Source organism: Kribbella sp. NPDC104740, assembly GCF_055583505.1.
Map to the genome: position 1 here is coordinate 1,506,781 of NZ_JBVJNV010000001.1, position 13,978 is coordinate 1,520,758.

At 68.9% G+C, this 13,978-nt stretch carries 16 protein-coding genes; 5 read left to right on the forward strand and 11 right to left on the reverse strand.

Translation table 11 applies throughout. The annotated features are described in order from the left end of the window. Positions 1-55: 55 nt before the first annotated feature. Entirely contained in the window at positions 56-931 is an 876-nt protein-coding gene (locus ACZ6Z4_RS06960; protein WP_465559019.1) for a helix-turn-helix transcriptional regulator, read from the forward strand. A 38-nt stretch (positions 932-969) separates the two neighbouring features. Here ACZ6Z4_RS06960 and ACZ6Z4_RS06965 read toward each other — a convergent pair whose 3' ends face one another. The 3 genes from ACZ6Z4_RS06965 to ACZ6Z4_RS06975 all read right to left on the reverse strand — a co-directional run bounded on the left by ACZ6Z4_RS06965 (position 970) and on the right by ACZ6Z4_RS06975 (position 5,001). Next, positions 970-2,415 carry a PQQ-dependent sugar dehydrogenase gene (locus ACZ6Z4_RS06965; protein ID WP_465559021.1) on the reverse strand — a complete coding sequence of 482 codons (1,446 nt, stop codon included), beginning with the start codon at positions 2,413-2,415 and terminating at the stop codon, positions 970-972. A gap of 88 nt (positions 2,416-2,503) precedes the next feature. Beyond that, a complete protein-coding gene (locus tag ACZ6Z4_RS06970) occupies positions 2,504-3,931 on the reverse strand; it encodes a cellulase family glycosylhydrolase (protein ID WP_465559023.1) in 1,428 nt (475 codons plus the stop codon). Positions 3,932-4,092: 161 nt separating this feature from the next. Further along, the gene (locus ACZ6Z4_RS06975) at positions 4,093-5,001 is read right to left on the reverse strand and encodes a LysR family transcriptional regulator (protein ID WP_465559026.1); all 909 of its coding nucleotides are present in this window, start codon (positions 4,999-5,001) and stop codon (positions 4,093-4,095) included. A 73-nt stretch (positions 5,002-5,074) separates the two neighbouring features. Here ACZ6Z4_RS06975 and ACZ6Z4_RS06980 point away from each other — a divergent pair, with 73 nt between their 5' ends. Next, positions 5,075-5,968 (forward strand): EamA family transporter, encoded by an 894-nt coding sequence (locus tag ACZ6Z4_RS06980; protein WP_465559028.1) that lies wholly within the window; start codon positions 5,075-5,077, stop codon positions 5,966-5,968. Here ACZ6Z4_RS06980 and ACZ6Z4_RS06985 read toward each other — a convergent pair. From ACZ6Z4_RS06985 to ACZ6Z4_RS06995, 3 genes are read right to left on the reverse strand one after another with little or no spacing between them, the layout of a single operon-like run. After that, positions 5,941-6,507 carry an NADAR family protein gene (locus ACZ6Z4_RS06985; protein ID WP_465559030.1) on the reverse strand — a complete coding sequence of 189 codons (567 nt, stop codon included), beginning with the start codon at positions 6,505-6,507 and terminating at the stop codon, positions 5,941-5,943. The two genes, ACZ6Z4_RS06980 and ACZ6Z4_RS06985, sit on opposite strands and share 28 nt — an antisense overlap. Position 6,508: 1 nt before the next feature. After that, complete coding sequence (locus ACZ6Z4_RS06990; protein ID WP_465559032.1) at positions 6,509-7,207, reverse strand: TIGR03943 family putative permease subunit; 699 nt, start codon at positions 7,205-7,207, stop codon at positions 6,509-6,511. Next, positions 7,204-8,286, reverse strand: coding sequence for a permease (locus ACZ6Z4_RS06995; RefSeq protein ID WP_465559034.1), 1,083 nt, complete (start codon positions 8,284-8,286; stop codon positions 7,204-7,206). The genes ACZ6Z4_RS06990 and ACZ6Z4_RS06995 overlap by 4 nt, the downstream gene beginning before the upstream one ends. Before the next feature lie 164 nt (positions 8,287-8,450). Between ACZ6Z4_RS06995 and ACZ6Z4_RS07000 the strand changes: the two genes are divergently transcribed. Then, entirely contained in the window at positions 8,451-9,629 is a 1,179-nt protein-coding gene (locus ACZ6Z4_RS07000; RefSeq protein WP_465559036.1) for a serpin family protein, read from the forward strand. Positions 9,630-9,823: 194 nt separating this feature from the next. On the opposite strand, the gene ACZ6Z4_RS07005 is transcribed toward ACZ6Z4_RS07000, so the two are convergent. The 5 genes from ACZ6Z4_RS07005 to ACZ6Z4_RS07025 form a co-directional block, all read right to left on the reverse strand. Next, positions 9,824-9,976, reverse strand: coding sequence for a hypothetical protein (locus ACZ6Z4_RS07005; RefSeq protein WP_465559039.1), 153 nt, complete (start codon positions 9,974-9,976; stop codon positions 9,824-9,826). Positions 9,977-9,994: 18 nt separating this feature from the next. After that, positions 9,995-10,750 carry a class I SAM-dependent methyltransferase gene (locus ACZ6Z4_RS07010; RefSeq protein WP_465559041.1) on the reverse strand — a complete coding sequence of 252 codons (756 nt, stop codon included), beginning with the start codon at positions 10,748-10,750 and terminating at the stop codon, positions 9,995-9,997. A gap of 141 nt (positions 10,751-10,891) precedes the next feature. Beyond that, positions 10,892-11,551 carry an alpha/beta hydrolase gene (locus tag ACZ6Z4_RS07015; protein ID WP_465559043.1) on the reverse strand — a complete coding sequence of 220 codons (660 nt, stop codon included), beginning with the start codon at positions 11,549-11,551 and terminating at the stop codon, positions 10,892-10,894. A 39-nt stretch (positions 11,552-11,590) separates the two neighbouring features. Beyond that, on the reverse strand, positions 11,591-12,127 hold the full coding sequence (locus tag ACZ6Z4_RS07020) for a TetR/AcrR family transcriptional regulator (protein WP_465559045.1): 537 nt from the start codon (positions 12,125-12,127) through the stop codon (positions 11,591-11,593). Positions 12,128-12,197: 70 nt separating this feature from the next. Then, the gene (locus ACZ6Z4_RS07025) at positions 12,198-12,614 is read right to left on the reverse strand and encodes an SRPBCC family protein (RefSeq protein WP_465559047.1); all 417 of its coding nucleotides are present in this window, start codon (positions 12,612-12,614) and stop codon (positions 12,198-12,200) included. Positions 12,615-12,750: 136 nt separating this feature from the next. Between ACZ6Z4_RS07025 and ACZ6Z4_RS07030 the strand changes: the two genes are divergently transcribed. Next, positions 12,751-12,945 (forward strand): hypothetical protein, encoded by a 195-nt coding sequence (locus ACZ6Z4_RS07030; protein WP_363673252.1) that lies wholly within the window; start codon positions 12,751-12,753, stop codon positions 12,943-12,945. A 127-nt stretch (positions 12,946-13,072) separates the two neighbouring features. Further along, positions 13,073-13,750: a PhzF family phenazine biosynthesis protein gene (locus tag ACZ6Z4_RS07035; RefSeq protein WP_465559051.1), complete on the forward strand. Its 678-nt coding sequence runs from the start codon at positions 13,073-13,075 to the stop codon at positions 13,748-13,750. Positions 13,751-13,978 lie beyond the last annotated feature (228 nt).

Here is a 13,978-nt window from a genome sequence, read left to right on the forward strand (position 1 = left end):
CGCACCACCTGGCACCAGCCTTTCGTGCGTCGCCGCGCTGGACCACCATGGAGAGGTGAGCGTCCTGAGCAGAATGCCGGCGGCCCGGTCCGACGAAGCTGTGTCCAACCGCCCCAACGAGCGCCGGCGCGAGCTGGCGATCTTCCTGCGCAGCCGCCGCGAGCGCATCCAGCCCGAAGAGGTCGGCTTCGCACCGGGCGGCCGCCGCCGTACGCCGGGCCTGCGACGCGAGGAGGTCGCGCAGCTCGCCGGCGTCGGCATCACCTGGTACACCTGGCTCGAGCAGGGCCGGGACATCAACGTCTCGGCGCAGGTCGTCGAAGCGATCGCCAGGACGCTGCGGCTGGACAGGTTGGAGCGCAACCACCTGTTCACGCTGACCGGCGTACCGATCGGCCCGGTGAGCGGCGACTGTGCCGACCTGCCGCCGTCGATGCAGCGGATGCTCGACAACGTCTCGCCGTACCCGGCACTCGTGCTGAACGCCCGGTACGACGTGCTGGCGTTCAACGAGGCGTACTGCAAGGTGATGCTCGACCTGAGCCAGATCCCGATCGAGGACCGCAACCTGCTCTGGCTGAGCTTCGTGTCGAACCGGTGGCAGTGCTCGTTCACCGACCAGGAGTCGATCAAGATGCACATGGTGGCGGGCTTTCGGGCCGCGTCCGCCGACCACCTGGGCGAGCCGAGCTGGCACGACCTGATCCAGCAGTTGCTGACCCACTCGGCGGAGTTCGCCGAGCTCTGGAACCGGTACGACGTGGCTGCGCCCAGCAACAAGGTGAAGCTGGTCGACCACCCACGCGCCGGTTTGATGCGGATCGAGCCGGTGAACCTGTGGCTGACCCGTTCGGGCCAGGGCCGGGCGACCGTCTACACCCCCGTGGACGACGAGACCGAGGCGAAGTTCCGCCTGCTGGTCGGCCAGTAGGTTGCCGGGGGCGTCCAGGGCGCCCCCGGCAACTCAGCTCACTGGATGGCGGACCGGAGCAGCCGGTCGCCGTTGGTGTTCGAGGTGCTGATCCAGATCGCGTTCGCGCCCGGTACCTTCACGATCGACCGGAGCCGGCCGAAGGTGTTGGTGAAGTACGCCTGGGTCGCGCCGGCGCTCTCGCCGTTCAGCTCGACCCGCCACAGCCGCTGGCCGCGCAGCGCGGCGACGTACGCCGTGTCGTTGACGATCGCGAGGCTGCTCGGTGAAGCCTCGGCCGTCGTCCAGGTGCGCTTGGGGTTGTCCATGCCGGGCGTGCTGCAGTTGCCCTGGCAGGTCGGCCAGCCGTAGTTGTGGCCGCTGACGATCAGGTTGAGCTCGTCGAACTGGGTGTCGCCGAGCTCGGCGGACCACATCCGGCCGGCGGAGTCCCAGGCCAGGCCCTGCGGGTTGCGGTGGCCCTTGCTGTAGACCAGGTTGCCGAAGGGGTTGCCCGGCGCGGCCTGGCCACTGGTGGTGAACCGCAGGATCTTGCCGTTCAGCGAGTTGTTGTTCTGCGACGTCGAGGTGTCCTGGGCGTCGCCGGTTCCGGCGTACAGGAAGCCGTCGGGGCCGAACTTGAGCTGACCGCCGTTGTGGAAGGTGTTGCTGCGGATCCCCGACACGATCACCGTCCGGTTGGACAGGGAAGTGCCGTTGAAGTTCATCCGGACGATGCGGTTCTGGGTCTGACCGCCGTCGTTGGAGGTGTGGAAGATGTACACGGCTTGGTCGCTGGTGCCGTTCCAGGTCGGGGAGACCGCGATCCCCATCAGGCCGCCCTCACCGTTGGTGGTGACGGAGTTGGGGACCGTGCCGACCGTGGTCCGGGTGCCGTTGAGGGTGACCCGGGAGACCCGGAAGCTGTTCCGCTCGGTCATCAGGGCGGATTGACCGTCGGGCAGGAACGAAGTGGCCCAGGGCAACGACAGACCGGCGACCAGGTCGGTCGGCTGCTGCGGTACGCCGCGCACCGGCGCGGGCGCGGTGTCCACGTCGACGGCGTCCAGGTTGGGCAGGCCGTCGGCGGTCGCCGAGGTGGCGCGGATGGTGTTGGTCCCGGCGGTCAGGTTGACGGTGATCACCCGGTCCTGCCAGGTGGTCCACGCACCGGTGCCGGTGAACGACAGGTTGTCGGAGACCAGCGCGCCGTTCACCGTGATGTCGGCGGCCCGGTTGGCCGCCGTACCGTTGGCGAAGCGGAACGAGACGCGGGCCTGGCCCGCGGCCGAGACCGGGACGCTCCACTGGACGTAGCTGCCGACGACGTTGTCGCCGTTGACGAAGCCGCTGCCGGTGAAGCCGGCGTGGTTCGACTCGACCACGCCCTGGGAGATCGTTGCCGACTCGGCCTGGTAGCGGACCGGGGCGGCGGCCGCCTGGGTCGCGGGCACCAGGCCGGCGACCAGGGCGATCGGTAGTGCTGCTCGGAACAGACGTCCCATGATGCGTGTCCTTTCGAGGGGGCGGTAAGGACTCAGGGGAAGGACCCGGGCCGGTCCTAGGGGGCGCAAGAACCGGCCCGGGCGCGTGTCAGCTGGTCGGGAAGTCGTCCGCGGAACGGATCCGGTCCCGGATCCAGACCCCGGCCGGCTTCAGCACCGACGTACCGGAGAAGTTGTTCCCGGCGCAGGTGCCCTCCTTGAAGACGGCGCCGGAACGGAAGTCGTCGGAGAAGTTCCAGTTCGTCCAGCCGATCTTCTTGCTGGCCAGGAAGTCCAGGTACTTCTGCGCGTTGGTGAAGTCGTTGGTGCCGTCACCGCTCGCGGTCTGGGTGCCGAACTCGGTGATGAACAGCGGGATCCGGTCGGCCGCCCGGGACAGCGCGTTGAAGTACTCGTTCTTGTGCGAGGCGGCGTAGAAGTGGAACGTGTACATGAAGTTCGTCGCGTTGATCGGGTTGTTGATCACGTCGGCCTCGGAGCCGCCGTCGGAGATCCCGAGCGAGGCCCAGCCGTGGGTGCCGACGAAGACGACGCCGTCGGGGTCCTGCGCGCGGATCACCGGGATCATCTGCTCGGCGTACGACTTGATCCGCGACCAGGAGACGTTGTTCGGCTCGTTGGCGATGTCGTAGATGATGTTGTTCTTGTTCTTGTGCCGCTGCGCGATCTCGGTGAAGAACGTCTTGGCCCGGGCCAGGTTCGCGTTCGGGTCACCGGGCGTCAGCTGGTGCCAGTCGACCAGGGCGTACATGCCCCGCCGGGTGGCCTCCTCGATGTAGTTGTGCACCATGTCGGTGAAGCGCCGCGGGTCGGTCTCGTAGCCACCCTCCTGGATGTACATCGAGATCCGCAGGACGTCGGCCTTCCAGTCGTTGGCCAGGGCGTCCAGCGAAGCGGTCTTCACGCACTGGCTGTACCACTGGATGCCGTGCGTGCTCATGCCGCGGAGCTGGATCGGCTTGCCGTACTGGTTGCACAGCTTCACGCCGCAGACCCGGAGCTGACCGTTGATCGAGACCGGCGTCGCCGCGGCGTTGACCGTGTCGACGGTCAGCGAGTCGGCGTTCGGGCCGCCGTCGGCGACCACCGACGTGGTCTTGATCTTGTTGCTGCCGGCACTCAGGTTCGCCGTGGTGGTGACCGTCTGGTACGACGTCCAGGCGCCGGTCCCGGGGAAGCCGAGGTCGTTGGCGACCTGCGTCCCGTTCACGGACACGTCGAGCGGGCGGTTGGTGGCGGTGCCGTTGGCGTAGCGGAACGCCAGCGAGTACGGGCCGGCCGACGGCACGGTCACGGTGTACTCGAGCGAGCTGGTGGTGTTGTTGTCGTAGTTGACGAATCCGGAGCCGGTGAACCCGGCGTGGTTGGACTCGACGACGCCTTGGGAGATCGTGGCGTTCTCGGACTCGTAGCGGACGGGGGCGGCCGAGCTGGTGCTCGCGCCTGTGGTGACCAGGGCAGTGGCGGCCAGTGCGGTACTGGCGACCAGCGCTGACCAGCGGCGGGTACGCGTCATCGCGAATTGCCTCCTACTTCGCCGGGGGCGGTGGACGGAGTGGGGGATTACATCGGAACCTAATAGGAAGGTTTCCTAACGGTTCCGGGGAACCTAGCGAGGATGCCGCTCGCTGTCAATCGGTCGCTGTCAGTTACCGGTGAGAGTTCCGCTGGAAGCGCTCAAGCGGTACTGCGGTCCCGCCAGGCGGTCTTCAGAGCGCCCAGAGTGACGGCGACGGCGGGCCGCCGGGCGGTCGCCGTCCGCCAGACGGCGTACAGGCGGCGGCTGACGACGGGCTGCAGCGGTACGGCGGTGACGCCGGCCGGGAGCGGGCCGCGGCCGAGCCGCGGGATCATGCCGATGCCCAGGCCGCGGTCGAGCATCGCGATCTGGGTCTGGTACTCCGCGACGGAGTAGACGACATCGGGCTCGACACCCGCCTTGCGCATCGTCCGGATCAGCCAGTCGTGGCAGATCGTGCCCGGCGGTTGGCAGATCCAGCGCTCGCCGACCAGGTCGGTCGGGCGGACGGACTCCTTGCCGGCCAGGCGATGCGTGGTCGGGACGAGCACGTCGGCCGGGTCGGTGCCGAGCTTCACGCGGGACAGGTCCTCGGTCAGCGTCAGCGGCGTGTTGTGCCAATCGTGCACCACGGCGATGTGGACCTCACCGCGCTGTACGGCGGCGACGCCGTCGAACGGGTCCATCTCGACCACCCGTACGTCGAGCGCCGGGTTGCCGTCGATCAGTCCGGGCAGCGCGATCGGGAGCAGGCCGCGCGCGGCGGTCGGGAATGCGGCGATGACCAGCTCGCCGATCGCCTGGCCGCGCTGCTCCTCGAGCCGCAGCTCGGCGTCCTCGACGAGCTCGAGAACCTTCGATGCGGTGGCCGCGAGCTCCTGCGCGGCGTCGGTGAGCACGACGCCGCGGCCGCGCTTCTCGAGCAACGTCGTACGGGTCTCGCGTTCGAGCTTGGCGAGCTGCTGGGAGACCGCGGACGGCGTGTAGCCGAGCGCGTCGGCGGCTGATCCGACCGACCCGTAGAGCGCGACGGCGTGCAGGGCGCGCAGCCGGCCGAGATCGATCATGTAGCACTCCTACATCGTGCGTGGTAGCAATCCGTGCTGGTCCTTAACTGTAGCCGGTCCCATCCTGGAGCGTATGAACCCTCGTCACGTCCTGCTCGCGCTCGCCGTCGTCCTCATCTGGGGGATCAACTTCGTGGTCATCGAGGTCGGGCTGGAGGAGTTCCCGCCGCTGCTGTTCTCGGCGCTGCGGTTCTTCTTCGCGGCGGTGCCGGCGATCTTCCTGCTCGGCAAGCCGCGGGTCGCGTGGCGGTACGTGATCGCGGTCGGGCTGGCGCTGGGGGTGGCGAAGTTCGGGCTGCTGTTCGTGGCGATGGACCACGGCGTACCGGCCGGGCTGGCGTCGCTGGTGCTGCAGTCGCAGGTGATCTTCACGGTGCTGTTCGCCGTACTGGTGCTGCGGGAGCGGCCGCGGCGTACGCAACTGGCAGGGATCGGCGTTGCCTGCTTGGGGCTGCTGCTGATCGTGCTGGACCGGGGGCTGGCGACACCGGTCGGGGCGCTGTTCCTGGTGATCGCTGCGGGGGCGTGCTGGGGTGTGTCGAACACGGTGACCCGCTACGCCAAGCCGCAGGACACGCTGCGGTTCATGGTGTGGGTGAGTGCGGTCGCCGTACTGCCGCTGACTGGGCTGTCGCTGCTGGTAGAGGGACCTGCCGCTGACGTAGCTGCCTTGCGAAGCATTGATGTAGGAGGGGTCGCTGCGCTGGTCTACCTGGCTGCTGTCGCCACACTGTTCGGCTTCGGCGCCTGGGGCTTCCTCCTGGGCCGGTACGACGCCAGCACCGTCGCGCCGTTCTCGCTGCTGGTCCCGGTGGTCGGCATGGGCGCCGCCTGGTTGCTGCGGGGAGAGGCGGTCGGGCTGCAGCAGGCGGTGGCCGCCGTACTGATCATGGGTGGGATGGCGTGCACTGTGGTCCGGCCCCGGGCTGCCGCGGTGGATCAGGCGCCGGTGTTGTCGGCCAGGTGAGCGCGGGCGCGCATCAGGGCGAAGCCGAGCAGATTGAGGCCGCGCCACTGCGCCGGGTGCTCGGCGCGGTCGTCGGCCGCGGCCAGGCCGATACCCCAGATCCGGTCGACCGGGCTGGCCTCGACCAGGATTCGGTCGCCGGTGCCGAGCAGGTAGTCGCGCAGCGCGTCGTTCTGGGCGAACTTGTGGATGTTGCCCTCGACAACCAGGTCGAGGCGGTGCCGTTGCCAGGTCTCGGTGTCGAAGCCGTGCACCTCGCGCCCGATCGCCTTGGCCCGCTGCGGGTGGCCCGCGGCGATCACCGCCTGCTCGGCGTCCCGGTCGCCGAACAGCCGCGCCTTGCCGGCCATCATCCAGTGCTCGGCCGTCCGGTACCGGACGTCGTCCACGGTGAACGGCGCGTGGAACCACTGGCTCAGGCAGCTCGCGTCGACCTGCCCGTCGCGGCGCGGGGTGTCGCCCCAGAAGAAGACGTACTTGTAGCGCTTCTTGCGGGACAGGCCGTCGAGCAGGTCGGCGGTGGACAGCGGTGTGGTCATCTCACTCGTACGGGTTGGCCGGTGCGGTCACGTTCTTCACCTCGGTGACGGTCAGCGCGGCGACGTCGCCGTCGGAGCGCTTGGTCGGCTCGGCCCACTCGCCGGTCACGGTCACCCACTGGTTCTTCGGCGGGGCCGCCTGGCCGCGGGCCTCGACCATGAACGCCGTACCGTCGGCGACGCAGCAGGTCAGGCCGATCCGGGACACGTACCAGCTGCCGTTCTTGCCGGGCGTGACGAAACCGGTGAGCTGGAAGTCGCGACCCTTCATGCTCTCCTTCTCCCACACGGCCCAGACGGCGTAGTCCCTGACCGCCAACGGTACCGGGCCGGTCTGCTGCCCGGCGAGCCAGCTGTTGCCCTTCGGGGCAACGGGTTTGGCCGCGACCGGGGACTGGCGCTGGGCGGCGTCGGCGCCGAGCGCGGGCGGGTCGACGACGAGCAGGGCGAAGACGGGGATCAGCATCAGCCAGGCGGCTCTCGGGAGGCCGTGGTGGCCGTGGCCGTCGTCTGCCTGCGGCTTCGCTCTGGTGTCGGCCAGGACGTCGGCGACGGCGAGCAGGATCAGGATGATGCCGGCCGCGAGCAGCATCCAGCGCATGCCGGGCTTCACGTACCGCAGATAGGTGTTGGAGATCGCCAGCTGGACGATCGCCGCGCCGACGAAGACGACCACGAGCCCTGCGACGTTGCGCTTCACAGCAACCACCATCCGACTCCGAGACTGGCAATGATCGCGACGACGAACGTGGCCGGCGCGAACCGGGCGGCGAACTTCGGGCCGAACGTTCCGGCCTGCAGCGCGACCAGCTTCACGTCGACGATCGGCCCGACCACCATGAACGCGAGCCGCGCGGTCAGCGAGAACTGGGTCAGACTGGCCGCGACGAACGCATCCGCCTCGGAGCAGATCGCCAGCAGCACCGCGAGCAGACCCAGTACGACGACCGAGAGCAGCAGGTTGCTCGCGACGTGGTCGAGCCACTCCCGCGGTACGACGACGTTGAGCGTGGCCGCGGCGGCCGCGCCGATCACCAGGAAGCCGCCGGCGTGCAGGAAGTCGTGCAGCATCGACGAGCGGAAGATCTCGAGCTTGCCAGTGCCCTCTGCGTGGCGGTTCTTCGGCATCCGGAGCCAGGAGCCGCCCTTGCCGGTCGCCAGCCAGAGCCAGCCGAGCGCCATGCTCACCGCGAGCGAGGTGATCGCTCTTGCGACGACGACCTTGGGTTGGCCCGGGAAGGCGACTGCTGTCGACGCGAGCACGACCGGGTTGATCGCCGGCGCCGAGAGGAGGAAGGCGATCGCTGCTGCTGGGGTGACGCCGCGTGCCATGAGTGCGGCGGAAACCGGGACGGACGCGCATTCGCAGCCGGGGAGGATGACGCCGGACGCGCTGGCGACCGGTACGGCGAGGGCCGGGTGCTTGGGGAGTGCCTTGGCGAAGAACGACGCGGGGACGAACGCGGTCAGCGCGGCGGAGAGGAGGACGCCGAGGACGAGGAACGGGAGCGCCTGGACGGTGACGCCGACGAACATCGTCGCCCAGGTGCGGACGCCGTCGTCGGTGAAGAGGCCGGCGAAGAGCTTGCGGCCGAACAGGGCGAGACCGACCAGGACGACGAGGGTGATCGTGAAGGCGATCGAGGAGCCGGTGGGCTCCTTGGGGTCGGTCGGCTGGTGGCCGTGCTCGTGGCCGGTCTCGGCGCCCTTTTGGGGGGTCTCGGGTGGTGGCGGGGACGGCGTCAGTTCGGCGTTTTCCGTCACTTCGGGCGTGCTCATGGGCGGCATCCTGACACAGCAGACCGGAGGTGCTCGACTACCTTGCGTGTCCGCAAATGAAAATCACCGTCGTTCCGCCGAATACTGGGTGGTCCGGCAGAGGGCCGGTAAAGGGCCGGTTGAGTTCCTGTTGGGGTCCTCGGTGACATGGCAGGGTGGAACGCATGGATGCCAACGTCGTGACCGCGGTCAACAGCCTCACCTCACGCTGGGCGCGCACGCTCGCGCCGGGCAACACCGTGATCTCCGGCCTGGGGGTCTGGCCACTGCTGGCGCTGCTGAGCACAGCCGCCGACGAACCAGGGCGCTCCGAGATCGCCGAAGCGGCCGGTGCCGACCCAGCAGCCGCCGCCGCGCAGGCGGTGGAGCTGATCGGTGCCCTCGACAGCTCGACGGATCTGCACGCGGCGCTCGGCCTGTGGGTGCACCAGCAGCTCAAGCTGAGCGAGTCCTTCGACAGCGTCCTGCCCACCGAGCTGACCGGGATCCTGACGGGCGACCCGTCGGTCGACAAGCTGAACCTGGACACCTGGGCCGCCGAGCACACCGGCGACCTGATCCGCGAGATGCCGCTCGAGTTCACCCCCGACCTCGCGCTCGTCCTGGCCTCGGCGCTGTCGCTGCGGCTGACCTGGGCGCGGCCGTTCCGCGAGCAGATCAAGCGGATCCACGACGGCGACTGGGCCGGCGCGTGGCACTGGCTCGACCGCAGCGACCGCGACCTGGACTCGCTGCGCGTCCACGACGACCCGGTCGCAGGGCCGCTGACCGTCGTCACGGTCGCGGGTGATGCCGACGTGGATGTTCTCTTGGGTATTGCGGCCCCTGAAACGCCTCAGCCCGACGTACTGGCTGGTCTGCTGACTGCTGTTGGTTCTGATGGTGGTCGGCCCGGCAGTTCGCTGTTGGTCGGCGCTGAACGAGGCGATCAGTTGGCGCCCGCCGTGACGCTCGCCCAGAGCACGGCCCCGGTCCCCGATCTCACCCTCGCGCTGCCGTCGTTCTCCGTCTCCGTGGAGCACGATCTGCTCGCACTGCGCTCGCTCTTCGGGCTCACTGCGGTCAGCACGGACCCGGGGGAGCAGGGTCACTTCTCCGCGATCAGCCCCGACCCGCTGGCGGTCGGGCAGGCCAAGCAGTCGGTTCTGGCGCGCTTCTACGCAACCGGCTTCGAAGCCGCCGCGATCACGGCGTTCGGCATGACCAGAGCCGCCGCCGTGCTACCGCAATCGCCACGACTGGCGGTCACCCTCGACCGCCCGTTCGCCTTCACCGCCGTCCACCGACCCACCGGTCTCCCGGTGGTCACCGGCTGGATCCAAACCCCCACGGAACCCGAGTAGCCGCCGCCGGTCCGAGGCGTGCCGACCTTCACGCGATGCAAGGACCAACCCATCCGCAGGACCCAGTGGACCTCACGCCCTCGGCCGGCCAGTCGCCCAGTTCACGCGACCACCGCGGTGCCGTCGGACCTGGCAACTCACACCGGCAGCGCTGCGTGTGCCCAGCCGGTGCCACCAGCCGGTGCCAGCCGATGCTAGCCGAGCCGGCTGGTGCCGGCCGCCAGCCGAGCCAGCCGAGCCGGCCGCCGGCCGAGCCAGCCGAGCCGGCCGCCGGCCGAGCCGGCCGAGCCGGTCGCGAAGTTGTCGCCGGATGTCGGAGTGACGGGAGCAGCCGGGCCGACATCCATCCATGCACCGTTGGGTGGTCAGCTCGGTGAGCTGAGTCGTGTCCACTGCACGCGGGTTTGCCAGGGCAACACATACTCTTCGGCAGTTAGTCGAGACGTCATGGCGTCCACCAGCGGCTGTCGCTTGTCGTCCGGAAGGTTTGCGATCCAGCCCATCGAGCCGAAGTAGGCGACGAGCCCTGACGAGTCGACGGTCTGAGGATTCGCCAGCCGCACTTCCTGGATCTCGGTGAACGTCTTCTTGGCGAAGGGCAGCTTCCAGGCACTGGGTGCCCAATCGCCACTCATCATGTCGAGCGGAAACCCGGAGTCTCGAGGCCAGATGGGGGCGAGCAGCTCTTCGACAGCCGTGATGGACGGGAAAGCTGATCCGCTGGCCACGTTCCACATCACCACGAGGGCCCCGCCCGGTCGCAGGACTCGGGCGATCTCCCGCAACGCGGGTTCGTTGTCGAACCAGTGGAAGGCCTGGGCCACGAAGACCGCATCGACCGCGCCGTCCGCGAGCGGAATCTGTTCCGCGCTACCGTCGATCACCTCGACGCCAGGACAGCCCGAGACGAGCAGACGGCGCATGCCGGAGTCCGGTTCGACAGCCACCACGTGCGCGATCCTCGAGACCAGCTGCCGGGTGAACTTGCCCGTACCGGCGGCAAGTTCCAGCGCCGTCCCCGACGGCGTGAGCTCGGCGAGATCAACGACCTGATCTGGGTAGCCGGGCCGGCCACGCTCGTAGTCCTCGTACCAGTGCCCGGGCATCTCGTCTGTGACCACGCATCCATCCTGGCTGGATGACAGTGAAAGGCACAGCGAATATCGCGCGGCCGAAGCGATGCTCGCGAATCGCGTGGGCCGATCCGGAGCGTTCCGGGTCCTCGGTCCAGGTGGTGGCTGCTCCGTGGGCTGCTGGAGCCGCTACCGGCCGAAGGCCCACTTGACCATCAGTGGGAACTCTTCCGCCCAGAAAGGATCGCCGTGGTCGCCGGCTCTTTCCGTCAGTACGACGTCTGCGTCGGCTTCACGGAGTGCATCGGCCCAGCGGGTCGCGTTCTCCAGGAACCAGGGCTCCAGAGTGCCGGCGACCAGATAGGTGCGGGGTAGTGGACTCGGTAGCGTCTCCGGTGGTTTGTAGCCGCCACCTGGTGAGGCGGAGAAGATCACGCCGTAGAGGTCCGGGTGCCGCAGCCCCAGCGCCAGGGAAAGTTCGCCGCTCGCCGACACTCCGCACACCGCCGTACGTTCCGCGGGCAGCGCGAGGCCGAAGTGCCTCGTGACCCACTGGCGGACGTCCTCGACGAAGAACTTCTCGTGGGCCGCGAAGCGTTGCTCGTCGAAGGAGGGGGAGTACTCCTTGATCCGGTCCATCTCGTCCTCGGAGTGGGTCCGATGGGCGCCCACGATCATCGTGGGCGGTCCGTCGGCGGCTTCGAGGTGTCCGCCCCACTGGGAGATGAGCCGGCCGTCCCCGGCGTAGACGACCGCCTCGGGTGGATCCGGTGGCACGTAGACGGTGACCGGCCGGCCGCCGTCGTAGTCGAAGGTCTCGGTGACGAGCTCGCCTGCTGCTTGGGGCATGAGTCCCACCTCCGGGTCGAACCTACTGCGGTGATCGTGTCAGCGGAGAGTGAAGAGGTGGTTGAGCAGCGCCGAGGCTTCGTCGACACCCGCGCGATCGCCGGTGAGCAGGAGGTCGAAGAGCAGTCCACGTGAGGACGCCAGGCCCAGGCGGGCGTACGCCGGTGCCTGGTCCTCGGGGATTCCGGACTTCACGCAGAGCCTGATCAGCGGGGGAAGCCAGACGTTGATCAGGTCGGCCTTCAGGGCCTCGGTGTGCGGGAGGTCCTGCATCGCGTGGGCGGAGAGTTCGAAGAACAGCGGGCCGTAGATCAGCGTCGCCTCGGTGACGCGACGCCAGAACTCCTCGGCTTGCTGTTCGAGGGGAAGGTCCTCGAGCTCCGCGAGCAGATCGCGCTGCTGCTGCTCGACCGTCCGGACAACCTCGGCGAGCAGCCCCTCGCGCGAACCGAAGTGGTAGATCAGCATCCGGTGGCTCGTACCGATCGACGTCGCGATCGCTCGCAGGCTGGCATCCCCGATGCCGTTCTTCGCGAAGTGCTCGACAGCGTCGGTGAGCAAGGACTCCCGGCTCACCGGCCGGGGACCCGGTCGTCCGCGGCCGGCCCCATCGCGGTGTCCTCGGGTGCAGCCTTCGGATGGTTGCTCACGCCTCGGTGACTCTCTTCAGGTTCTCGGTTTCGAGCTGGATGTAGTTCCTGGTCAGCTTCGCGTAGAGGCGACCGAACAGCCAGCCGAGCGGGCCCTCCTGGATGATCGTCGCCGTCGCGACCGTGCCCTCCGGCGTACTGATCACCCGGTGGCCGCCGGTGGTCTTGATGCCCGGTGCGCGGGAAACCCATTCGAAGTACTCGCCGTCCTTCAGCTCGGTCACCTCCCAGACGGCGACCGGGAGCTTCGGCTGGCGGATCCGGGTCCGGGAACCGACCCGCAGGGCGCCCTCGTCGAGGCGCTCGACCGCGTCGACGGTCGGCGTCCAGTCGGGCCAGTGGGCGACGTCGCTGAAGACCGCCCAGACGCGTTCGGCCGGGGCGTTCACGGTGGTGGAGTGATCGAAGCGCATGTACCAAATGGTACATGCGCGATCCGTGGCCGTCGATCAGCCGAACGTGGACGCTGCGTGTACGGACGGTAAGAGTCGGGTCAGATCGGCGATTGCAGTGTGCTGACGCCGCGGTGCCGCCGGTAGGGTCGGGCCCATGGCTGACCAGAACACGAACCACGCCACCGAGAACGAGCAGGACCCGGGCGCGAGCACCCAGATGTTCCGCGCCTTCGTCAGCGAGGGCGAGGTCCACGCCAAGGAAGAGCCGAAGATGAACGGCCGGATGCTGGCCGCCGTCGGCGCCGGCGTCGTCCTGATCGCTGTGATCGCCGCGATCCTCGTCCTCTGACCGAGTACCCGAGGGTGCTGTACGTCGGTCGGCCAGAGCGGATGACCATCCGAGCGCCGTACGTCGGTCGGCCGTCTGAACAGGTGACCACCCGAGTACGCCGTACGCCCGTCTGCGGTCCGACCGAATGACCACCGTGGACGTTCACGTCGTCCGGGTCTTCGTCGACCCCGCGGGCGCGTTCGGCAACCCGCTGGGGATCGTCGACGGCGCACTGGTCGCACCCGAGGCCCGCCGGCAGCTGGCGGCCCGGCTCGGCTACAGCGAGACCGTCTTCGTCGACGACGCCGCGACCGGCCGGATCCAGATCTTCAGCCCGACCGGCGAGATGCCGTTCGCCGGCCACCCGACCGTCGGCGTCGCCTGGTGGTTGCACGCGCAGGGGCAGTCGATCGACGTGCTGCGCGTTCCCGCCGGTGAAGTCCCGGTTGTCCGCAGCAACGGCATCACCGCGGTGCGTGCGAATGCCTCCTGGGGCAGCACCTTCGACTGGCAGCAGCTCGACACTCCCGCCGACGTGCTCGCTGCCAACCCGGAGGCGTACTCGGCCGGTCACACCTATCTGTGGGCCTGGGAGGATGAAACCCAAGGCCGTATCCGCGCTCGGGTCTTCGCCCCGGCGATGGGTGTGCCCGAAGACGAGGCCACCGGTTCGGCCGCGACTCAGCTCACCGCCCGCCTGGCCCGCTCGCTCCACATCACCCAAGGCTCCGGCTCGCAGCTGATCACCACCAACCTGTCGGGCGGCTGGACCACAGTAGGCGGCCGAGTCCTCCCGTCGCCCACCCGTACGATCACGTTCTGAGCCAGTGAAAAGCGCGCCGACTGGCGCGACATCTCGATCGTCCCCGCGAAGCCAGGGCTGCACCCACCCAACCTCGAGCTCCCGGTCGGTACGGCGTACGTCGAGTGCCGGTGGGAGACCCTCTTCGCGAACACCGTCGCCGTCTTGGCCGAGCGCCCCCGGGCAGCTCTGGGTTCTCGACGGCAACGACTTCGCCTGGGACGCGCGGGCTGTCGATCCGGCGCGGAT